The sequence below is a fragment of the Pseudoalteromonas aurantia 208 genome (assembly GCF_014858725.1).
In the GTDB taxonomy this organism is placed as follows: Bacteria; Pseudomonadota; Gammaproteobacteria; order Enterobacterales; family Alteromonadaceae; genus Pseudoalteromonas; species Pseudoalteromonas aurantia.
Map to the genome: position 1 here is coordinate 131,677 of NZ_AQGV01000012.1, position 22,691 is coordinate 154,367.

The 22,691-nt window shown below is 41.2% G+C and carries 24 protein-coding genes; 7 read left to right on the plus strand and 17 right to left on the minus strand.

Going from position 1 to position 22,691, the window contains the following annotated elements; genetic code table 11:
* The first annotated feature begins 10 nt into the window (after positions 1-10).
* Genes nusB through PAUR_RS04670 form a run of 4 tightly spaced genes read left to right on the plus strand, consistent with a single transcriptional unit; the run spans position 11 to position 5,038 of the window.
* Positions 11-421, plus strand: a complete 411-nt coding sequence (nusB, locus tag PAUR_RS04655) for a transcription antitermination factor NusB (protein ID WP_010362354.1) — start codon at positions 11-13, stop codon at positions 419-421.
* 43 nt (positions 422-464) lie between these two features.
* On the plus strand, positions 465-1,427 hold the full coding sequence (gene thiL, locus PAUR_RS04660) for a thiamine-phosphate kinase (RefSeq protein WP_192506656.1): 963 nt from the start codon (positions 465-467) through the stop codon (positions 1,425-1,427).
* An 8-nt stretch (positions 1,428-1,435) separates the two neighbouring features.
* Positions 1,436-1,915 carry a phosphatidylglycerophosphatase A family protein gene (locus tag PAUR_RS04665; protein WP_192506657.1) on the plus strand — a complete coding sequence of 160 codons (480 nt, stop codon included), beginning with the start codon at positions 1,436-1,438 and terminating at the stop codon, positions 1,913-1,915.
* Between the two features lie 15 nt (positions 1,916-1,930).
* Positions 1,931-5,038: a two-component regulator propeller domain-containing protein gene (locus tag PAUR_RS04670; RefSeq protein WP_192506658.1), complete on the plus strand. Its 3,108-nt coding sequence runs from the start codon at positions 1,931-1,933 to the stop codon at positions 5,036-5,038.
* A 9-nt stretch (positions 5,039-5,047) separates the two neighbouring features.
* Here PAUR_RS04670 and PAUR_RS04675 read toward each other — a convergent pair whose 3' ends face one another.
* The 4 genes from PAUR_RS04675 to PAUR_RS04690 form a co-directional block, all read right to left on the minus strand.
* A complete protein-coding gene (locus PAUR_RS04675; protein WP_192506659.1) occupies positions 5,048-5,362 on the minus strand; it encodes a DUF962 domain-containing protein in 315 nt (104 codons plus the stop codon).
* A 49-nt stretch (positions 5,363-5,411) separates the two neighbouring features.
* Entirely contained in the window at positions 5,412-7,274 is a 1,863-nt protein-coding gene (dxs, locus tag PAUR_RS04680; RefSeq protein WP_192506660.1) for a 1-deoxy-D-xylulose-5-phosphate synthase, read from the minus strand.
* A gap of 105 nt (positions 7,275-7,379) precedes the next feature.
* On the minus strand, positions 7,380-8,267 hold the full coding sequence (ispA, locus tag PAUR_RS04685) for a (2E,6E)-farnesyl diphosphate synthase (RefSeq protein WP_192506661.1): 888 nt from the start codon (positions 8,265-8,267) through the stop codon (positions 7,380-7,382).
* A 3-nt stretch (positions 8,268-8,270) separates the two neighbouring features.
* Positions 8,271-8,513, minus strand: a complete 243-nt coding sequence (locus PAUR_RS04690; RefSeq protein ID WP_192506662.1) for an exodeoxyribonuclease VII small subunit — start codon at positions 8,511-8,513, stop codon at positions 8,271-8,273.
* A gap of 301 nt (positions 8,514-8,814) precedes the next feature.
* Between PAUR_RS04690 and pomA the strand changes: the two genes are divergently transcribed.
* From pomA to PAUR_RS04705, 3 genes are all read left to right on the plus strand, one after another.
* Positions 8,815-9,582: a flagellar motor protein PomA gene (pomA, locus tag PAUR_RS04695; RefSeq protein ID WP_192506663.1), complete on the plus strand. Its 768-nt coding sequence runs from the start codon at positions 8,815-8,817 to the stop codon at positions 9,580-9,582.
* A gap of 2 nt (positions 9,583-9,584) precedes the next feature.
* A complete protein-coding gene (locus PAUR_RS04700) occupies positions 9,585-10,514 on the plus strand; it encodes a flagellar motor protein MotB (RefSeq protein ID WP_192506664.1) in 930 nt (309 codons plus the stop codon).
* A 158-nt stretch (positions 10,515-10,672) separates the two neighbouring features.
* Positions 10,673-11,191, plus strand: coding sequence for a hypothetical protein (locus PAUR_RS04705; protein WP_192506665.1), 519 nt, complete (start codon positions 10,673-10,675; stop codon positions 11,189-11,191).
* A gap of 21 nt (positions 11,192-11,212) precedes the next feature.
* Here the strand turns inward: PAUR_RS04705 and PAUR_RS04710 are convergent, their stop codons facing one another.
* The 13 genes from PAUR_RS04710 to PAUR_RS04770 form a co-directional block, all read right to left on the minus strand.
* A complete protein-coding gene (locus PAUR_RS04710) occupies positions 11,213-12,418 on the minus strand; it encodes an aromatic amino acid transport family protein (RefSeq protein WP_192506666.1) in 1,206 nt (401 codons plus the stop codon).
* A gap of 253 nt (positions 12,419-12,671) precedes the next feature.
* The gene (lipA, locus tag PAUR_RS04715; RefSeq protein WP_192506667.1) at positions 12,672-13,637 is read right to left on the minus strand and encodes a lipoyl synthase; all 966 of its coding nucleotides are present in this window, start codon (positions 13,635-13,637) and stop codon (positions 12,672-12,674) included.
* A complete protein-coding gene (gene lipB, locus PAUR_RS04720; protein WP_192506668.1) occupies positions 13,634-14,287 on the minus strand; it encodes a lipoyl(octanoyl) transferase LipB in 654 nt (217 codons plus the stop codon). Before lipB ends, lipA begins: the two co-directional genes overlap by 4 nt.
* Positions 14,288-14,302: 15 nt before the next feature.
* Positions 14,303-14,581: a DUF493 family protein YbeD gene (ybeD, locus tag PAUR_RS04725; RefSeq protein ID WP_192506669.1), complete on the minus strand. Its 279-nt coding sequence runs from the start codon at positions 14,579-14,581 to the stop codon at positions 14,303-14,305.
* Positions 14,582-14,721: 140 nt separating this feature from the next.
* Entirely contained in the window at positions 14,722-15,885 is a 1,164-nt protein-coding gene (locus tag PAUR_RS04730) for a serine hydrolase (RefSeq protein ID WP_192506670.1), read from the minus strand.
* Positions 15,886-15,931: 46 nt separating this feature from the next.
* Positions 15,932-16,693, minus strand: a complete 762-nt coding sequence (locus PAUR_RS04735; protein WP_192506671.1) for a septal ring lytic transglycosylase RlpA family protein — start codon at positions 16,691-16,693, stop codon at positions 15,932-15,934.
* Positions 16,690-17,799: a rod shape-determining protein RodA gene (gene rodA, locus PAUR_RS04740; protein ID WP_192506672.1), complete on the minus strand. Its 1,110-nt coding sequence runs from the start codon at positions 17,797-17,799 to the stop codon at positions 16,690-16,692. The genes PAUR_RS04735 and rodA overlap by 4 nt, the downstream gene beginning before the upstream one ends.
* Positions 17,780-19,666: a penicillin-binding protein 2 gene (gene mrdA, locus PAUR_RS04745; RefSeq protein ID WP_192506673.1), complete on the minus strand. Its 1,887-nt coding sequence runs from the start codon at positions 19,664-19,666 to the stop codon at positions 17,780-17,782. The genes rodA and mrdA overlap by 20 nt, the downstream gene beginning before the upstream one ends.
* 9 nt (positions 19,667-19,675) lie before the next feature.
* Positions 19,676-20,146: a 23S rRNA (pseudouridine(1915)-N(3))-methyltransferase RlmH gene (gene rlmH / locus PAUR_RS04750; RefSeq protein ID WP_192506674.1), complete on the minus strand. Its 471-nt coding sequence runs from the start codon at positions 20,144-20,146 to the stop codon at positions 19,676-19,678.
* 2 nt (positions 20,147-20,148) lie between these two features.
* Positions 20,149-20,466, minus strand: coding sequence for a ribosome silencing factor (gene rsfS / locus PAUR_RS04755; protein ID WP_192506675.1), 318 nt, complete (start codon positions 20,464-20,466; stop codon positions 20,149-20,151).
* A 54-nt stretch (positions 20,467-20,520) separates the two neighbouring features.
* A complete protein-coding gene (gene nadD / locus PAUR_RS04760) occupies positions 20,521-21,150 on the minus strand; it encodes a nicotinate-nucleotide adenylyltransferase (RefSeq protein WP_192506676.1) in 630 nt (209 codons plus the stop codon).
* Positions 21,151-21,152: 2 nt separating this feature from the next.
* Entirely contained in the window at positions 21,153-22,193 is a 1,041-nt protein-coding gene (holA, locus tag PAUR_RS04765) for a DNA polymerase III subunit delta (RefSeq protein WP_192506677.1), read from the minus strand.
* A complete protein-coding gene (locus PAUR_RS04770) occupies positions 22,193-22,690 on the minus strand; it encodes an LPS-assembly lipoprotein LptE (RefSeq protein ID WP_192506678.1) in 498 nt (165 codons plus the stop codon). Before PAUR_RS04770 ends, holA begins: the two co-directional genes overlap by 1 nt.
* Position 22,691: the final 1 nt, after the last annotated feature.

Genomic DNA, 22,691 nt, shown 5'->3' on the forward strand with positions numbered 1-22,691 from the left:
AGGATCCTCAGTGAAACCAGCAGCAAGACGTAAAGCGCGCGTATTAGCACTACAAGCCGTGTACTCATGGCAATTAAGTGGCAACCCAATTGGTGACATCGAGCAACAAATGTTGATTGAAAATGATGTTACGAAAGTGGATGTTGAGTATTTTAAAGATTTAGCGCGTGGCGTTGCAGTTAATCAAAAACAGCTTGATGAAATTGTTACTCCTCACTTATCTCGTCCATTTGATGATTTAGATATGGTAGAAAGAGCTGTACTTCGTGTGAGTGCATATGAACTTAAATTCCGCGAAGACGTTCCTTACAAAGTTGCTATCAATGAAGGTATTGAGTTAGCTAAAATATTTGGTGCAGAAGACAGTCATAAGTTTGTCAATGGAGTGCTAGATAAAGCGGTTAAAGATATCCGCAAGTAAGGGCAACAAAAAGGAGAGCCGGCGTTGGCCGGCTTTTTTGTGTATGAAGGAATTTGAATTAATCAATCGCTATTTCACTGGTCGAGGCGTTGCACGACGAGATGTAGATTTAGGGATTGGAGATGATTGTGCACTTGTTAACGTTCCAGAGCATTGTCAGTTAGCAATAACAACAGACACGCTTGTTGAGGACGTTCACTTTTTTTCAGATATACCACCTCGGGCATTAGGTCATCGAGTTTTGGCTGTTAACCTAAGTGATTTAGCTGCAATGGGGGCAGAGCCAACTTGGGTGTCGTTAGGCTTAACATTGCCTAATATTGACCCCAATTGGTTAGATGAGTTTACCGAAGGCATGCATGAGATAGCTGAATATTTTAATGTTCAGATTATCGGCGGAGACACGACCCAAGGGCCACTGACCATCACTATTTGTGCTAAGGGCATTGTACCGAAAGGAAAAGCTTTGACTCGTTCAGGTGCAAAGGTTGGTGATTGGGTTTATGTCACCGGTTCTTTGGGTGATGCAGGGTTGGCCATTGAAAGCCGCAAAAATGGCTGGCAATTAGACGATGAGGCGTTTGCCTGTGCATTACAGCGCTTTCACTTTCCATCGCCACGTGTTGCAGCAGGACAAGCTTTACGAGGCATAGCTTCGTCTGCGATAGATATTTCGGATGGGTTACTTGCCGATTTGTCGCATATATTGCGCCAATCAGGTGTTGCAGCTCAAATAAATGCAGATATGGTTCCGATGTCAGACGCGTTACGAAACAGCGTATCAGTAGAGCAATCTTTACAATTAGCGCTGGCGTATGGTGATGATTATGAGTTGCTGTTTACTGTTTCTGAAGGAAGTAAGCTTGCTATGGAAGCAAAGCTACGTCAGTACGGTGTTGAGCCTGTCTGTATTGGCCAAATCCAAGCAGGAGATGGCAATATCGAATTATTATATGAAAACCACCCTTGGCCTTTTCCAAAGACTGGTTTTGAGCACTTTAGCTAGGAGAAGGTTTGGCTAAGCAGTTTAATTTAAAACGACCCCACCAATTTTTTGGTTTAGGGTTTGGCTTAGGGTTATCTCCTGTCGCACCTGGTACTGTAGGTACATTTGCGGCTTTACCCTTTATCTTTATTACTTACAGTTACCCATTGTGGTTGCAGTGTGTGTTTGCGATTGTGATTAGTGTTTTTGGCTTGTGGGCTTGTGGGCAAACGGCAAAAGACGTACAAGTACATGATCACCCAGCTATTGTATGGGACGAAGTCGCAGGGTTCTATATTACAATGTTAGGTGCGGCATTAAGTTGGCAAACTTTACTTGCTGGGTTTCTGTTGTTCCGTTTCTTTGATATTGTAAAACCTGGGCCGATTAAATTATTAGATAAGCGTTTAAAAGGCGGCTGGGGCATAATGGCTGATGATATTTTAGCAGGTGTTTTTTCATTGATTTGTTTACAGGCTTTGCTCAAAACGGGTGTTTTAGCAGGCTAATTTAGGCTGATATTTGTGACTAAGAAAAGAACGTTAGTAGCGACTTGTTTGTTTTTTATTTTGGGAGTGGTTTTATTTGCAAACACCGCTTCTGCAGCAATCAATGATTACGTTGTAAAACAATGGAATTTACAAAACGGTTTACCGTCACAATCTATCGCCAGTATTGTGCAAGATAATAATGGGTATATTTGGCTAGGTACGCAGTTTGGCTTAAGTCGCTTTGATGGACATAAGTTCACTAATTTAACTACTCAGAACAGTGCTTTTTTACAATCGAATGCCATTCACAAGCTAATTATTGATAAGTACGGCATGTTATGGATAGGCACTCGCCGTGGCTTACATCGCTTAAACCCTCAAACATTAGAAGCACAAAGCTTTAATATTCAAGGACCGGTTCGTGATTTACTGCAAGATCACGATGGCGGTATTTGGATTGCATCAAATGGTTTGTATTACGTCTCTGCTGAGAAGTTGTCTGAAAAGAATGTGAAGCGCGAAGCGTTAAGTCTGACGCCTAGAAAGATCAATCAAATTGTTGGTTCAGTAACACGCATGGCACTTTCATCTGATGGTATTTGGTTGGTCAATGAGCACCATTTATTGAAGATTAAAGAGTCAAGGTCGGGGAGTAACACGGAGTTTCGCTTAGAGCTTGCAAGTAAGTTGTCTTTACCTCGACAGTTGGCACAAACCATTATCCATGATTTATCGTGGATAGATGGTCGACTTTACCTCGCATCCGAATTGGGCGCTTACTTCCTTGATATAGATGAAGTGATAAGACGGTACGATGAAATTGGTAATACGGCCGTATACAAGTTTCAAGGTGATGAAGATGGCGGGTTTTGGGTGTCTACATCAAATGAATTGATGTATAGGGAATCCAATGGTAATTGGCAATCAGTTAAACCGACTCAATCAGATCAAAATATATGGTTTTCAGATATTTTTAAAGATCGTGAAGATAATATTTGGTTGGGTAGTTTAAATGAAGGCTTGTGGTTTGCGCATTCAGGCAAAGTAGAGAGGCACCAAGTTGGACCTTTAAGCAACCAAGGTGTGACCGCAATAACTCAAGCTGAAGATGAGTCTGTTTGGGTTTCTAGTCGATTGGGCATAGGTGTTTTGAGTGATGGAGATACATATCGGCAAGTTTTGTCTATGCAGCAGTTGCAACGGCGCCAAGTTTTTGATTTGGAGTTTCAAGGAAGTCGCTTATATTTAGGTACTGAAAAGGGGGTATTACTTTACGAGCAAGGTAAGATATATACTCTGCCATTCATTGAGTTAAGAGATAATCCCGTTTTCTCAATTAGTACATCAAATAAAGGGGGGTTGTGGCTCGGTACTGGTCGTGGACTATATCGATTAGATTACGCAGGCTTAACACCATTCGCATACAACTCCTTCTTAGGTAGTCAATATATTACATTCGTTTTAGATTTACCGAACTTTGGCTTCATTGGCACAAATAAAGGTGCTTACCAATACAATGAACGAGGTATTGAAAAGCTGGGGGGACATACCTCTCTTGATGTTGCTTATGTTACGAGTATTTTACATCTTGACGGTATCTCTACGCTCATAGGCTCACGAAGCCATGGGTTGTTTTATAAGACAGATGAGGGCCTATGGCACCAACTAGATGCGTCAAACGGATTGCCTTATGGTTCAATTAACTCTCTTTACTATGATAAACAGTTTGAGCAAATTTGGGTGAGTACAAAAAAGGGCGTGTATAGAATGCCCGCACCGCAATTTAAGAAGAATATCGATAATTTGAGAGTAGAGCAAGTCATTAGCCAATTTGACCGTCAGTTAGATGGTAAAGCGAGTCAATGTTGCTCTGGCTTTGGTCATGATGCAGTTATGGAAACGCAGAGTGCAATTTGGTATCCGAGCTCTCAGGGTATTGTAGAGATACCAAAAGACGTTAAGTTATTTGGGGCTGATGAATTAAAACCCAAAATAGAAGCGCTTTATACACAAGAAAGGCGGATTTCGAGTTCTGAACTGATGGCACCTATTTTGTTAGGTAACGGAGAACGCGATATTACGGTTCAATACACCGCGATTGATTTTTATGCACCTAAAAGTATTGAGTTCAGATACCGTTTATCGAGTAAAGAAAAAGGTGAGTGGCGTGATGCTCCAGAAGGTCAAGAAGCCATTTATACCAATTTACCACCTGGGGAGTATATCTTCGAACTCGAGGTTAAGCGGCGAGGGGAGGACTGGTCTAAAGCGAGAGCAAAACATGTCGCGATTTCATTACCGAGACGTTTTGATGAAACGATTTATTTTCGTCTCGTGATCACATGTGGTTTTATTTTCTTGTTTTACCTTATTTTTTGGGTATTTAGAGCACAGGAAAGACGTAAGCAAATGGCATTAGAAAACTTGGTGGCTGATCGTACTACAGAATTAAGAAAAGCCAATGAAAAGCTAAACCAAGTTAATACCCAGTTAAAGCTAGTGAGCCATACCGATGAATTAACAGGGCTGCGTAGCCGCCGCTTTTTGTTCGATCAATTACCAAAAGACGTGGAGCATTATCAGAGAAATGCACAATCGTTACAGCAACAAAACAAACGATTGGTATTAATGATTTTGAATATCGATAGCTTTAGTAAGATTAACGATACACATGGTCCAATTGGTGGAGATAGTTGCCTTCAGCAGTTAGCTACATTGCTAAATATGCGCACACAAGGCTCTGATTATGTCGCGCGTTGGAGTGGCGATGAGTTTTTGTTGTTACTACGAGATTTTAAACGTGATGAAGTGGAAGATTACGTAGGGGACCTGTGTAAGGCTGTGGCAGATTTTGAGTTCAACCTGCCGAATGGTAAATCGATGAAAATGACGGTGTCTATGGGTTGGTCTTTCTACCCATTACCATTGCTTGGTGGTCAGGTGATTGGTTGGGAGGCATCCGTAAACCTTGCTGATATTGCGTTACATCAAGTAAAACACCGAGGCGGAGATGGCGCTGCAACGATTATTTTCGATGAACAACTAGATGCATTCGAGTTTGAGCAAAGTAGTAATATTGAATCACAATTGCAAACATTACAGGAAAATGGTTTGGCTGAAGTAAAAGTATGGATGCGATGAACAGAACTGCTAATTGCGCTGTTTTCTGAATAACCATTGATAATACATTACCCAGTCAGCGATGAAGGAATAGATCGGGTATTTAAATGTAGCAGGTGTGTTTTTCTCAAATACAACATGACCAAACCATGCAAACCCGTAACCTGTAATGGGTATGAAAATAAGAGTGCTTACAGATTGCATTAAGCATGATGTAATGATGAGTCCGATAACGCATGTACAACCAATATAATGCATCCCTCGGCATGCAGGTTGACGATGTTCACGTAAATAAAACACATAAAAATCAGAGAATGAGTTGAATGAGGGGGTCTTTTTAGTCATCAAATTAGTTCTCTGTTCGATAAAAAAAAAGAGCTATATGCTCCTTTTTTTACTTAACAAGTGCATTGATGGTATGCAGTATCCCTTGCGCTGATAAGCCCATCTCATCGTGAATTTCATCCTGTGTCCCATGTTTGATAAATTCATCAGGAATACCTAGATGGTTAACTTTTGTTACTACCCCAATACTGGAAAAGAACTCACTGACTGCGCTACCAGCACCACCGCATATTGCGTTGTCTTCAATCGTGATAAAGTGATTGTGAGATTGTGATAGCTCAGTTAGTAGTTGCGTATCAAGTGGTTTAATGAAGCGCATATCAATCAAAGTAGCATCGTGTTCATCAGCAGCCAGCTGTGTATTTTCAAGTAATGTACCAAAGTTAAGAATAGCTACTTTATTACCATCTCGAATGCGTTTTGCTTTACCTATTTCCAGTGCCTGCATTTGCATTTGAATTTCCGCAGTGCCAGCACTGCCTCTAGGGTAACGCACTGCAACAGGTTGGTCACATTGAAACCCTGTATAGAGCATTTTCCGACATTCGTTGGTATCACTGGGTGCCATAATAATCATATTTGGAATACAGCGCATAAAGCTTAGATCGTAGGCACCTTGGTGTGTTTCGCCATCAGCTCCCACAATACCAGCCCTGTCAATAGCAAATAGCACGGGCAGGTTTTGTAATGCGACATCATGAATTAACTGATCGTAAGCTCGCTGTAAAAAGCTAGAATAAATTGCGACAACAGGCTTTAAGCCTTCACATGCAAAACCCGCTGCGAGTGTAACTGCATGCTGTTCAGCAATCGCAACATCAAAGTATTGCTGCGGATATTGTTTTGAAAACTGCACCATGCCAGAGCCTTCTCGCATCGCTGGGGTGATTGCCATCAACCTCGGATCTTGTTCAGCCATATCACATAACCATTGACCGAATACTTTCGAGAATGTAGCCGCGGCTGGTTTAGATTTAGGCAAGCTATGGATGGAAGGATCAAATTTTGGTACGGCATGATAGCCAATTGGATCGGCCTCAGCAGGTTCATAACCTTTTCCTTTTTGTGTTTTAATATGCAGTATCTGAGGTCCTTTTAGGTTGCGCATATTACGCAACGTATCGACAAGCATATTGACATCATGACCATCGATTGGCCCTATGTAATTGAGGCCTAATTCCTCAAAGAACGTGCCTGGGATCACCATCCCTTTTAGGTGTTCTTCTACTTTGCTTGCCAGCTCTTTAACTGGGGGGACGCCAGACAATAATTTTTTACTGCCCTCACGGATATTCGTATAAAAACTGCCAGAGAGTATTTTCGCAAAGTGATTGGTTAATGCGCCGACATTTTCAGAAATAGACATTTCGTTGTCATTTAATATGATCAACATGTCTGATTTTATATCTCCAGCATGATTCATTGCTTCAAATGCCATGCCTGCGGTAATTGCACCATCACCAATTACAGCCACAGTTTTACGACCTTTGCCTTCTTTTTTAGCTGCAATTGACATTCCCAATGCTGCTGAAATAGACGTACTAGAATGACCAACACTGAACGTATCGTATTGGCTTTCTTCCCGGTAAGGAAAAGGGTGCAGGCCTTCTTTCTGTCTAATAGTATGAATTTGATCGCGTCGGCCCGTTAAAATTTTATGAGGGTAGGCTTGATGACCAACATCCCAGATCAGTCGGTCTTCAGGTGTATTATAGACATAATGAAGTGCGACAGTGAGTTCCACGGTCCCTAAGCCAGATGCAAAATGGCCACTACTTTGCGAAACTGAGTTAAGCAGATAATCCCTCAACTCATTACTAAAAGAGGGTAATTTATGTTGCGGTAACTGGCGCAGTTGCTCAGGCTCTTCTGCTAAAGCCAATAAAGGGTACTTGCTACTATCAAATATCATTGTATTTATATATGTCCTACTCAAACCTTGCGTAATTATATACAAAGCCAGTGGTTAATTTTATCTATTTATGCAACTTCGTCATTAATACGTCATGAATTGACGTTAATGATCGCGTTCAACTATGTATTTTGCTAATTGTGCGAGCAACTCTGTATCTGCATTAATACTATTGAGCTTTTCGATTGCTGTTGTTGTTAGAGCTTGCGCTTTTTGTTTTGCTCCAGGCATACCGAGTATTGCAGGATAAGTCGACTTATTATTGCCTATATCAGAACCTTGTGGTTTACCGAGCGTATAGGTGTCACCTTCAATATCTAAGATGTCATCTTGAACTTGAAATGCGAGCCCGATATTCTGTCCATACTGCTGTAATGTTGTAAAGTCAGTCTCATTCATATTTGGAGAACAAAGTGCACCTAATTCAATTGCACAGGTCAACAAAGCCCCAGTTTTTAAGCGGTGAATTTTTTCTAACTCGTCAAGGCTAACAACTTTATCAGTTGCGGCAATGTCTAATGCTTGACCGCCGACCATTCCTTGTAAGCCAGCAGCTTTTGATAAGACTTGGATCATGCGTAATTGACGAGATTCAGGTATAGCAAAGCGGTGCTCTGCAATTAACTCAAATGCGAGGCTTTGCAGCGCATCGCCGGCTAAAATAGCCTGTGCCTCATTAAACTGTATATGGCATGTGGGTTTTCCACGTCGTAAGTCATCGTCATCCATTGCAGGAAGGTCATCGTGAACAAGGGAGTAACTATGAATACATTCAATAGCAGCTGCAATAACATCAAGATCTTCAATACGAGCGCCGAGTATATTACCTGTTGCATACACTAAAAATGGCCTTAAACGCTTACCACCATTATTGATACTGTAAAATGTTGCGGCCTTGACGGTTTCATCGGTGATTAAATCTTGCTTAAAGTAATTACTGATAAACTGACTAACTCGCTGTTGAGCATTGCTTATTTCTATTTTTAAATTCACAACTTAATCCGTACTGCCTGTGAATGGTATTGTATCGCTTTGCGTGTCACTACCCATAAGAATAGCTACTTTTTGTTCTGCTGTGTGTAACTTCTGATTTGATGCATTAGCCAGTAAAATACCTCTTTCAAATTGTTTCAATGACTGCTCCAAAGTCAGCTCACCTTGTTCCATTGCACTCACAATGCTTTCTAGCTCGTGTATCGCTTCTTCAAAGCTGAGGTTTTCTGGTTTCTTTACAGCCATGGTCACGTCTCTTTATTGGGCTTATTGGATAAAAGAGCTCAATTTTAGGGGCAATAGCGTACTAGGTCAAAGATAAGCGTATTTTTTTACGCTAAACTGTGAGGTAGATACTCATACGCCTTTGTTCGCAATTTTCCGGGTTTTTAATATAATTGGGTTAAGATATTCAGTAGCTTGCCGATAAACAACAAGGCTGGTACTTTCTCTTTGTAAGAGGATGCGTCGCATAAGCACTTTATTAGGCTACAGTACATAGCAGTCAGAATTAGAAAAATAGTAGATAAGACTCTCTGGAGGGGATGTGGATTTAGCAACAGTAATAGGTATATTGGGCGCGATTGGCTTGATTGCCATGTCTATGTTTATGAGTAGTGACGGTGAAGTCGCTATGTTTGCTGACTCCGCCTCAGCCGTTATTGTATTTGGTGGCTCACTTTTTATCGTTTTGTCTAACTTCACAATGCCGCAATTTTTCGGTATTGGCAAGGTGATGGGAAAGGCGTTCATGTTTAAAATTGAAACGCCAGAAGAGCTAATAGAAAAAGCTGTAGAACTTGCAGATTCAGCGCGAAAAGGTGGTTTTTTAGCCCTAGAAGAAGCTGAAATACCGAATGCATTTATGCGTAAAGGAGTTGACATGTTAGTTGATGGCCACGACGCAGATGTTGTAAGAGCGACACTACAAAAAGATATTTCCTTAACTTCTTCTCGCCATGAGCAAGGTGCATCATTATTTAAATCTTTGGCTGATATTGCTCCTGCAATGGGGATGATTGGTACATTGATTGGCTTAGTTGCGATGTTATCTAACATGGATGACCCCAAAGCCATCGGTCCTGCAATGGCGGTTGCTTTGTTAACGACCCTTTATGGTGCTTTTTTAGCGAACGTTGTGGCTATCCCGATTCAGGTAAAGTTGGAATTGCGAAAGGATGAAGAGGAGCAAAACCAACGACTAATATTGGACGCGATTCTCGGAATTCAAGATGGCCAAAACCCTAAAGTAATAGAAGGGATTTTGAAAAATTATTTGGCTGAATCAAAACGCGGCACTGATAAAGAGGAGTAAGCATGTCTGACGAGCAAGAGTGTAAATGTCCCCCTCCCGGTTTACCGGCTTGGATGGGCACCTTTGCAGATCTGATGTCACTACTTATGTGCTTCTTTGTGCTGTTACTTGCTTTTTCCGAAATGGATGTACTTAAATTTAAACAAATTGCGGGTTCAATGAAGTTTGCATTTGGTGTGCAGAATAAAATAGAGGTTAAGGATATCCCCAAGGGGACAAGCGTAATTGCAATGGAGTTTACTCCAGGTAAGCCTGAGCCTACGCCAATCGAGACAATTCAGCAGCAAACCGTGGAAATGACGCAGCAAATGTTAGAGTTTCAGGCTGGTGATGAAAGTTCAGCTGGCGGGCGACAGGAGCAAAGAGGTAACAAGCGAGGCGGCGAGTCACAAAGTACCTCACAAGAACAATCTATGCAGCAGGCCGTGTCTTCAGCAGATCAAGAACAAGTCGATGAGTTAGTTAAAAAAATAGCCCAGCAATTGGAAAAACAAATCATGGACGGTGCAATTGAACTCGAATCTTTGGGACAGCAAATCATCATTCGTATTCAAGAGAATGGTTCCTTTCCATCAGGCAGTGCATTTTTACAACCAAAATTTAAACCAGTAATACAAGATATTGCGGAATTACTGAAGGATGTACCTGGTGAAATAACGGTATCTGGACATACCGATGATTTTCAAGTGACCAACGAGCTTTACAGTAATAATTGGGATTTATCAGCAACCAGAGCGGTTGCGGTTGCAACTGAAATGGTGAAAGCGAGAGGTTTTGATAAAAACCGCTTGGTAGTTGTAGGTCACGCAGACACAAGGCCGATGGTACCCAACGAAAATGATATAGACAGAAGACGCAATAGAAGAGTCGAAATATCAATCTTACAAGGGAAGGCTAAAGAGTCGGAACCTATTGAAGTTAGAGATAATTAAGCAAAGCTTGATTGTCATATCAAATTGGGATATTTTACGGTTTGTAACTAAACATGGAGAAATATTATGTCAATTAAAAGTAAATATGCATACTTGCCAGGTGGTAATGGTGATGGTGCAGATGAAAATGAAAGTAAACCTAAATAAGTAGCTCTTTTGTGTTAGTTGGCTTATTTTCAGAAGAAATAAATGCTTTTCTGTACCTGATAAGGGATCATGCAACCGTCGTCACTTTTATAGCGGTTGCTTTGTTTTTTGTTCTCAAAGATAAGCTTGCTTTACGCTATGCATCTTTGTGTGCTGTCTTTTATATCGTAGGATATTTTTCTTTCGACATTATTAAAGAAGCCGATGGTGACAAGTATGTGCTTCGTTATATTGTTTGGGCTTTAAATGATATTGTTTTTATGGCGATTTTAGCTTATTGGGCATTAAAGGATAAAGTCTATATTTGGCAGAGTATTATTGCTCAGTTGGTGATTTTGCCTGCGCCTCTTTTACAGCTGTTTCGTTTAGTCGATAGGCATTTACTAGATTTAACTTATTCTCCTTATTTATATAAAACTATCTTACCTTTAGTCAATATTACAGTTGTTTTGTTATGTTTTGCTCCTTTAGTCGTGTTCTTGAAAAAGAAGTTTTCGACTACTGAAGTGATGAAATCACCGATGTCTTAGTCATTCCATCACATCACATTCCTAGCCTAATGCAGGGATCACAGTAAATATTTGTAAAACCTGTGAAGTAATGATTATCAAACCACAAAGTGCGGCTACGGCAAGTCCTAGTTTCCCCCCGCGGACTTTATAGCCGGGATTGTGAATAACCTCTTTTCTTTGTACCCAAACCATAGAAACCGGTAAAAATATAGCTAAAACAACAAGCGCAATAGCGGCATAGCCTAAAGCCATTATAAATCCCTGAGGGTAAAAGAGAGCAAACCCTAAAGGAGGTAAGAAAGTGATTAATGCCGTGGTGATCCTTCCTTTTTTATTATCACCTTGTTTGAAAGCATCAGCGAAAAAGTCAAATAGGCCAAGACTTACACCCAAGAACGAAGTCGCTAAGGCTAAATCGGCAAAAAGGGTAACAAAAGTTGATACATTTGGATTATGGGCAATATTCGCGATGCTTTGAACAAACCCTTGTAATCCGTTACTGCTGAGCAAGCTTTCTTGACTCATTACGCCTTGGCTTAGAATTTGCCAGCCAATATAAATAACGAGCGGCAGCGAGGCACCAAACATCATGACTCGGCGTAGTGATTTAATATCTAGGCCTACATACTTTACGATGGAAGGAATTGAACCATGAAAACCGAAAGAAGTAAAAATAACGGGTATTGCACTAATTATTAAGCCTTGCTTTATAGGCATATCTAATAAGTGAGTTCCTTGCACGTATGGCGTTAGGACAAAGAAGAGGCTCGTAAGCACTATTATTTTAATGCTAAATAGTACTCTGTTTAACTTATCTACGGTGCTAGTACCAGCCGTGACAATGGCAGCTATAACAATTGCAAGCAAAATTGAGCCAGCTTGTGGGGCAACGTTGATATTAAGCAGATCACTGAGCTTACTTTGTAATTGCGCTCCACCACCGGCAATATAAGCTGCACACAATGCATAAAATAAGAATACCATGGAGAAGTTAGCAATATACTGGCCTTTTTTTCCTAAGATAGACTTTGCTAAGGTATTTAAGGTTGAGTCTACGTTTGCATATTGATGAAGTTCTAGCATCAATAATGCGGTATACGTCATAAGTAGCCAAGAAAGCACCAGTAGGATAATTGCGGTACTAAACCCCAGACCCGCAGATGCGATAGGGAGTGCGAGCATTCCGGCGCCAATGGTTGTACCTGCGACGATCAGCATACTCCCGATAGTTTTATTTTTAAGCACACATTGCCCTTTTGTTTGTGAGAGACACAGGAAGATATAACGCAAACAAACAAAATGAAATAGCTTTATGACAAATCAATGTTAAAGATTGTAACTTATGTTGTACATTGGTATGGATGAGGTGGTTTTATTCAATTTAAATCAATGCGTTGCCAGTTTTATTGTCACTGTATAGATGTTAATACATCTCTACAGAAGGCAGCAAGTACAAAAACGTGGTCAGTGCCACGCTTTTGTACTGTTTATATACGGATTACTTCACTTCTTTACCCGCAGCTTGTTGGTCTGCGTGGTAGCTAGAGCGTACAAAAGGCCCAGATGCTGCGTGGACGAATCCAATTTCGTCGGCATACTCTTTTAGTGCGTCAAACTCAGCAGGTGGCACGTAGCGTTTAACAGGTAAATGGTGTTTTGAAGGTTGTAAGTACTGACCAACGGTAAGCATGTCTACGTTATGCTCTCTTAGATCGCGTAATACTTCTTCAATCTCTGAAATTTCTTCACCTAACCCAACCATCAGGCCTGATTTAGTCTTAACCTCAGGGTGTGCTTCTTTAAAGCGGCGTAGCAATTCGAGCGACCATTTATAATCAGCGCCTGGGCGGGCTAACTTATATAACCTAGGGGCAGTTTCTAGGTTATGGTTGAAAACGTCTGGCGGTGTTTGGGAAAGGATCTCTAACGCTTTTTCCATACGACCTCTGAAATCAGGCACTAGAATTTCAATAGTGATATTGGGGCTGTGCTTTCTAATTTCTTTAATACAGTCGGCAAAGTGCTGAGCCCCCCCGTCGCGCAAATCATCACGGTCGACTGAGGTGATCACGACATAACTCAACTTCATGTCTTTTATCGTGAGCGCGAGCTTCTCTGGTTCGGCTGCATCTGGTTTAAGCGGGCGGCCATGAGCAACATCACAAAATGGGCAGCGGCGAGTACAAATCGCACCAAGGATCATAAATGTGGCGGTACCGTGATTGAAACATTCGGATAGATTAGGACATGATGCTTCTTCACACACAGAGTGTAAACCGTGTTTACGCATTGCTTGTTTGATGCCATCAATACGCTCACTTGATTTTGGTAAGCGGATTTTTAACCATTCAGGTTTACGGAGCATTTCCTCTCGTTCAGTAGGCAATACTTTTACTGGGATAAGTGCCATTTTTTCGGCGTCACGAAGCTTTACCCCTGGCTCCATTTTTACTGGTTTACTCATTCGTTTTCAAACCCTTCAATTTGCTCAACATGTTCAGCTTTTAAGCGTTGTAACATGTGCTTTACTAGTCCATCTGATACATCACTCATATTTGATGGACCATTTAAATCACTCGTTTGAATCATATCCATACCGGCATAGCCACATGGATTAATACGTAAGAATGGACCCATGTCCATATTAACGTTCAGTGCTAATCCATGAAACGAACAGCCACGACGGACTCTTAACCCCAAGGAAGCTATTTTACTATTATTAACGTAAACACCAGGTGCATCTGCTTTTGCATAGGCTTTAATGTTTATCTCTGCTAAATAGTCGACGATGCTTTCTTCTAACCAAGTTACCAGCTCACGAACACCAATATTTAAGCGGCGTAAGTTTAATAGCACATACATCATTTGTTGACCAGGTCCGTGATAAGTGACTTGGCCACCCCTGTCGACTTTTATTACAGGAATATCACCGGTGCAAAGTAAGTGTTCTTTCTTGCCTGCTTGACCTTGAGTGAATACCGGCTCGTGTTCTACCAGCCATATTTCATCTGCGGTATTGTCGTCTCTGGTATCAGTAAAAGACTGCATTTTATGCCAGATTGGCTCGTAACTGCGACGGCCAAGTTGGCGAACAATCACTGAATTATGCTTCATGTTGCTCTCTACTATTTACAGCACGTAGCGGACATCATCTAAACCGCCTACATCAGTATAAATCTGCTCAATATGTTCCTTGGAACCTACGGTAGCGACGACGGTGATCGACTCATAGGTCCCTTTACTGCTCGGCTTGACCTTGGGTGAGTAGTCCCCTGGTACAATCGCTTGTAATTTGGCTATCACTTGGTCAGTTAGGTTTACGTTTGCAAGACCCATGATTTTGAAAGTAAACGGACATGGGAATTCTAAAAATTCATCAAACTTAGTATCTTTTACAGGTTTTACCACGACGGTATCCTCACTACTTTATGTTTAGGTGAGCGAATTGCTTGCTCTTGGCGCATCATGCTCAGTAATGGCGGCATTCTATCATTTTTGAGGTAAAAAAAAACGCCCCAAAGAGGAGCGTTGTATGAATACATTTTAAACTATTGCATGATCTGTAAACGTAAGTAGTCGTAGACCTTACTGAAGAAGCTACCTTCTTCAATTTCTTCTAGCGTAACTAGTGGATATTTAGCAATTTCTTCGCCTTCAAGCTGTAAATATAAAGTGCCCACTTTAGAGCCTTTTGTTAATGGCGCTTCTAGCGTGTTATCAAGTTCAAAATTGGCTTTTAAGTTTTTACGCTGCCCTCGAGGGATAGTAATTGGTGTATCTTCAAGAATGCCTAAAGATACAGTTTCTTTATTTCCCATCCAGATTCGCTGTTCTGCAAAGCTATCACCTGCTTTATACGGTGTGATTGTTTCAAAAAATCTGAATCCGTAGTTGAGTAACTTTCTGCTTTCCACCATACGTGCACGTTCGCTTGTGGTGCCCATTACCACAGACACCAAGCGCATGTCATCTTTGGTTGCAGAGGTCACAAGGCTATACCCAGCTTCCGAAGTATGGCCCGTTTTTATACCATCTACATTTAAGCTCGCATCCCACAGTAGAGAATTACGGTTATACTGTTTAATTCCATTAAAAGTGAAAGACTTTTCTTTATATAGAGCATACTCTTCAGGCACATCACGGATAAGCGCTACCCCTAATGTTGCCATATCTCGCGGCGTTGTATAATGCTGATCAGTATCTAAACCATGGCTATTAATAAAATGGGTATTGGTCATACCCAGTTTTTCAGAATGTGCATTCATGAGATCTGCAAACGCATCTTCACTGCCAGCGATGTGCTCAGCCATTGCTACGCACGCATCATTACCGGATTGAATAATGATCCCTCTATTAAGGTCGTCAACGCTGACTTGCTTTCCGACTTCAATAAACATTTTAGACGATTCTGGAAAGTTTTTAGCCCACGCTTTTTCGCTGATGGTTACCATATCTGTCGGTGCAATATTACCAGATACAATTTCGGTTCCGATAACATAGCTAGTCATCATTTTCGTTAAGCTTGCGGGCGCTAGTTTAGTATCAGCTTCACCTGAGGCAATAATTTTACCGGTAGTAAAATCAACCAAAAAATACCCTTTGGCATTAATTTGGGGAACTGATGGAATAATTTGTGCGTTTGCTGCAAATAAGGATACAGAGCACACAAGGCCACACAATTTGGTAATAAGTTTTGGTTTTAATAAAGTCATTATGCTCGCAGTTTTATTTAAATTTAATCAGCGTTAACGGTATATTCTAAAGTTGATGTTCACTATAAAGCAAGAAGGCATGTTTATATTTGCCTTTTCGTAGCTTATCAAGCACGGCTTGTGCTGTTTTGTCATCAAGAATAGGTCCTAACCGCAGTTTGTACAGCCCTTTTTCAGAATGAATCGGGGTTTGTAATTGAAATCTACTTTGTAATGTCGCAGACAGACTTTTTAAGTGATCTAAGTTGCTGCCAGCGGCGACTTGAATGTAAGTTAATCTAGGCGCACTTCTGTCAATGGTAATGGCTTCTACCTTAACTTTGGCTGTACCATTTAGGTGATACCCTAATTTATAAGCAGCTGCGTAAGATAGGTCAATTAGCCTATCATCATGAAAAGGCCCTCTATCATTGACTCTCACAATCGCTGTTCGGCCATTATCGGTGTTTGTGACTTTTACGAAGCTTGGTAAAGGTAAAGTCTTATGTGCTGCACTCATATCAAACATATTAAAAATTTCGCCGTTTGAGGTGTGATAGCCATGAAACTTTCGACCATACCAAGATGCAACCCCTATTTCGGTATAACCTTTTTCGTCAGACATCGGTGTGTAACGTTTACCTTGAATGGTATAAGGTCGACCCGTACTGACACTCTTAGGTTCATTAGTCACCTGGGCATCGTGCATCTCGAATTCTGTTGGCACCCTTAAAGGCGCCTTATCTTGTGTAATATGGTAGCGAGTACTACACGCACTGAGCAGGACTAATAGACTTAGGCGTAAAATATTAGTAAAAACACGATTCATGATTTGAGTAACATTCTTTTATCTGTGGCGATTGCCATGATTATACCAAACCCAGCCATTAAGGTGACCATGGATGTCCCACCATAACTAATTAATGGAAGAGGAACACCAACCACAGGCAATAAGCCAGATACCATGCCTATATTCACAAAAATATACACAAAAAATGTCATAGTTAGTGCGCCAGCGAGTAACTTACTGAATGCATCTTGGGCATTTACCGCGATGTATAAACCACGACCAATAATAAATAAGTACACACTAAGTAACAATATGACCCCTAACAGGCCAAATTCCTCGCTGAGTACTGAAAAAATAAAGTCAGTATGGCGCTCGGGCAAAAACTCTAACTGCGACTGTGTTCCATGTAACCAGCCTTTACCTTCAATTCCGCCCGACCCAATGGCGATTTTTGACTGGATGATGTGATATCCTGCGCCGAGAGGATCGCTTTCAGGGTTAAATAATGTAAGTACTCGCTGCTTTTGATATGCATGCATTCCGTAGCTCCAAAATGCAAAACCCGCAGGGCCCATTAGAAGCGCGGCAAAGCCAATCAGTCGCCAGCTTAACCCAGATAAAAAGAGCACAAATATACCTGAGCTAGCAATCAATATAGAAGTCCCTAAATCTGGTTGCTCTTTAATCAAAATGGTCGGTACCATCACAATGGTAAAACCAATAAATAGATTCAATATCGAAGGTGGTAGGCGGTGTTGCCCAATGTACCAAGCCACCATCATCGGCACTGCAATTTTCATAATTTCAGCGGGTTGAAAGCGAGTGATCCCCACATCTAACCAGCGTTGTGCACCTTTGCTACTGACACCAACAAATAAAACGGCAACGAGCATACCTAAACCAACAATATACATTGGGATCACAATACGCTTTAGCGTATTAGGAGAGAGTTGAGCCATAAACAGCAATGCGATGACTGCGCTCGCCATACGCGTTGCATGACGTGTCATCATATTAATGTCTTGACCGCTAGCGCTATATACAACTGTTAAACTGCCTAACATCATTATTATCAACGCAAATAACAGAGGGAGGTCGATGTGGACTTTTTGCCAAAATGTGCGTTTATAGTTTAGAGGTATCATTAACAGTATTTTCCAAGGGGTAGGCTGAAAAGTAATAATCCATTAATTGGCGTGCGACGGGGGCTGCAACAGAACTACCAGCTCCTTGGTTTTCGACGACAACAGCGACGACAATACGTGGGTCATTATAAGGAGCAAAGCCCGTATAAATAGCGTTGTCACGATGACGTTCATTGAGTTTAGAGGCATCATACTTTTCGCCTTGTGCAATACTGACAACTTGCGCAGTACCCGTTTTTCCTGCAGGATCGTAGCTTACCCCTTTGAAAGCTTTGTGCGCTGTGCCTGTGGTTTTAGCTACGGTGTTATGCATGGCTTTCAATGCGATTCGCCAATTATCTGGATTTTGTAATTGTACTGGCGCCTTCTCTTCTGTAAATAGCTGATTTATAACATTATCCTGCTTTGTCACTTGAACCAAGTGAGGTTGGTGATGTGCACCACGATTAACTAAAATAGTGAGAGCATTAGCTATCTGTATTGGTGTTGCGGTCCAATAGCCCTGGCCAATCCCAACCGAAATCGTGTCACCTGGCCACCAGTTTTCTTTGAATCGCTCTTTTTTCCACTCTACAGTAGGCATTATCGCCGTCGTTTCTTCGTGAATATCTATTCCAGATAAATCTCCAAATCCAAATTGCGACATGAAGTTACTGATTTTGGTGATCCCAGCTCGGTATGCAATGCGGTAATAATATGTATCACATGACTCTTCAATAGCACGATAAACATCTACATGGCCGTGACCCCAACGCTTCCAATCACGCCACTTGTGGTCGACATTTGGTATTTGAAAAAAGCCAGGATCCCAGACTTGTGTTTGCTCCGTGACAATCCCTTCTTCCAAACCTAATATCGCAAGGTGTGGCTTTACGGTAGATGCTGGCGCGTAACTTCCTTGGGTCGTTCGATTTATCAAAGGTCGATCTTGATTGAGCAGCTTTTTATAATTAGCACCACTTATTCCATGCACAAATAAGTTTGGGTCATAACTTGGGTTAGAATAAAGCGCGAGGATCCCACCATCTTTCGGATCCATAACAACGACGGCTCCTCGTGCATCTTTCAATGCATGTTGGGCAATTTGTTGTAATCCGATATCAAGTGTTAAAACTAAGTCTTTACCAGGGGTTGGTGCTTCCATATTTAAGGTGCGAATAACACGACCACGATTATTGACTTCCACACGCTGAGAACCAACAGTCCCGTGTAGCTGTTGTTCATAAAATTTTTCAATCCCACGTTTGCCGATATCATGTGTCGCACGGTAGTTCGTTGCTTGATTAGCGGATTTTAGCTCACTTAGTTCGTCTTTATTAAGTTTGGCGACATAGCCTAAGGCATGCGTTAATGTATCTCCAAAAGGGTAGTGTCGAGCGAGTCTTGCTTCAATACTAAATCCTGGAAATTTATGTTGATTAACAGAGAAAACGGCGACTTCTTGCTCATTCAGTCGAGCTTTGAGTATCTGGCTTTTAAAACGGCGTTGTTTGCGGATATCTTTTAAAAAGTCGGATTGTTGTGTGTCAGTTATTTCCAGAAGCTGTGCTAATTCGGTTAAGCTTTTTTCAAGGTCATGAACATCTTCAGGCACAACCTCCAAATTGTACACTGGGCGATTTTCAGCGAGTAGAACACCATTCCTATCGTAGATTAACCCTCTATTTGGTGCTACAGGTATAAGCTTAATTCGATTATCATTAGAGCGAGTTTGATATGTCTCATAGTCTTTTACCTGTAAATGGTAAATATTCATGATTAACATACCAATGAGTAATACAACAAAAATAAAGCCAACAAAAGCACGGCGAGCAAACAGGTTTGCTTCAGCTGAATGATCGCGAATAGTTGACCGTTTTTTTAACATAAGAAACGGTCATTCCCTATGATATGGGTGATTGGTATTTAAACTCCACCCACGGTATAAGCTTTCAGCAACAATAATGCGAACCAGTGGGTGTGGTAAGGTCAGATTTGATAATGACCACTTTTGCTCTGAGGCTGCTATACACTCTGGCGCAAGCCCCTCAGGCCCGCCAATTAACAAGCTAATGTCTCGGCCGTCCAATTGCCACTTTTGCATGTTTTTTGCCAAATCATGGGTGTCCCATGCTTTACCTGTCACCTCAAGGGTAACAATTCGGTTGCCTTTGGGAATTGCAGCGAGAGTTTTTTCTCCTTCAATCTGTAAAATCCTTTTGATATCTGCATTTTTTCCGCGTTTTCCAGCAGGGATCTCTAGTAGTTCTAGCGCCATGTCTTTTGGAAAGCGACGTTGATATTCTTTAAACCCTATTTCGACCCATGATGGCATTTTTGTGCCAACGGCAACCAATTGTATTTTCAAAGTTAGCCCCAGAGTTTCTCTAAATCATATAGGCTTCGAGTTTGATCTTGCATCACGTGAACAACCACCTCACCTAAGTCAACTAATACCCACTCACCGACATCCTGTCCTTCTTGACCTAACGGTTCTTCACCTGCATGGCGTGCTGCCTTAGCAACATTGTCGGCAATTGACTGTACATGGCGTTTTGAGTTGCCTGAACAAACGATTAAATAGTCAGTGACAGTGGACACTTCTCTTACGTCTAATTTAACGACATCACGGGCTTTCATATCATCAACTTTGTCTAGTGCAAAGTCTAAAAGTTGTTCTGAATTCAACTGGGTTACTCTTAAGTTATAAAATAGTCGGCGATTTTAGCACAGCCAAAGACCTTAATCAGCATACAAGTGATGTTTGCGAATATACTCTATGACTTCAGCTTGCAGTAAATGTTCCGTATGTTGTTGATATTTTATAAAGTTACGAATTTGACTTGAAGAAACATCTTTTACATTTCCAGTTAAGAAGTAGCAAAGACCGCTTATTTGGGCGTGCAGTTGAGAGATATCAGTGACTTCACTTCTACTTAAATACTCGATGAGGGGAGGGCAAGTACTGCGAACTTCCCCCGGTCGCTGGTATACCACGATATGGCAAATAGACGTGATCGCTTGCCACTCAAACCAAGCTGGTAAACTATTAAATGAATCCATGCCCATTAAAAAAATTAATGGTTGGTCTGGATATTCAGCTCGGCATTCTTGTAAACTTAAAAGAGAATAAGAAGGGCCTTGTCGACGCAACTCTCGAGTATCAATGTAGAAATATGAATTTTCACGAGTCGCAATATCTAGCATTGCGAGACGATGTTGTTCGGTTACACCTGGTGCAGCTTTGTGGACAGGTATTGCACAGGGTAGAAAGCGTAACTGTTCCAATCCCAATTGTGTAATACAATTCTCGGCCATATTGATGTGGCCAAGATGAACAGGATCAAATGTACCACCAAATAATGCAATCATGATTAATGAGCGTCAAGTTGATAGGGCAGAGGCATATCAATCGACATGCAAAACGATAATGCGATATGAGCAAGTGCTTGGTATGGCGCAACCATAGCAGAGCGTTTATAGGCAGCATCAAACTCAGCCAAACAATTGATAATGTTCTTAAGTTGATTAATGGTCAACCTATCGAGTGCATGTTGTGTAAGTGCTTGCTGGTTTTTCCATATGTTATGTCGTTTAAACAACTGATTGAGGTTTTCGCCTTGTTGCATTGCTGATTTTATCTCTAATAACGTTTGCGCCTCTTTATTAAAAGTCCATAAAACACTGGTTGCTTCAACATTATCATCAGCGAGTTTTAGTAATACTTTGATAGCGGTATGAGCGTCACCTTGTAGTAGTGCCGAGTTTAAATCAAAAATATCGTATTTAGACTGATTTAATAAACCGTTTAAAACTTGAGTATGGTCAATAGGTTGGTGTTTATATAATAATGACAACTTTTCGAGTTCCTGATGGGTTGCCAGCAAATTACCTTCAGTTGCTTCTAACAGACTGCGTTTTGCATCAGGGTTAAGGTTGAGTTGTAGAGCGCTACATTGTTCATCTAGCCAACGGTGTAAATGATTGCCAGCAAGCGTGTAACACGGAACAAACAAACCCTGTTTATCTAGTGCTTTGAACCAAGCGCTACGTTGTATATCTTGACCTGCTTTACTGCCTTTAATAATAACAATTACGTCTGGGTTAAGATGTTCGGTCAGTTTTTTGAATGCTTGGCTACCAGGTGTGCCAGGCTTTAACTGGTTTAAATCGAATTCTATTAGTGTGCGAGCACTAAACAGCGACATACTATTGTATTGCGCGAGAAGCTCTTGCCAATCAAAGCCAGGGAGGTAATTGAACTTAATGATTTCGTCAAAACCTTGCCGTTTAGCTGCTTGTTTAATTGCGAAGACACATTGCGCTTCTTGGAAAGGTTCTTCACCAAACACCATATAAAACGGGTGAAGTGATTTACTTAGTTGACTCGGAAGCTGATTTGCGTAACTGCGCATTATAGTTGTGATAACTCCCTGATAATGCGCTTGCTTGCAAGTTGGCGAAGTTCACGCAAAATGATATCTAACTCTTTGGCTTTTGCTAACGCATTGTCAGGATCGTCTTGATAATTTCGATACAATTCAAAACCCTGCTCAACAGGCTCTTGCCCAGGACGAGTTATACGATAGGCAACCCCATATGCAAGCTCATATTGCGCAACTTGGCCGTTTTTAAACAAGCTCAATGTTTGTCTTTCTAAGGTATCTTTGTATAAATGCAATGAGACATTGTTAGCGGCATGTTTTGAATCAATAATTGACACGTCAGCGCGTTTCAAGTCCGCTTTTAATAATTCAAATACCTCAGAGCGCTTATCATCAGCAGTGAGTATAATTGTTCGCAGATCTTGGGGCAAATATGACGCTTTCTTTAAATGAAAGCCACAGCTTGATAACAAAACACAGATCAGCGCAAGCGCTAATCCGTGTTTTACAAAATGAGCAAGGCGCATC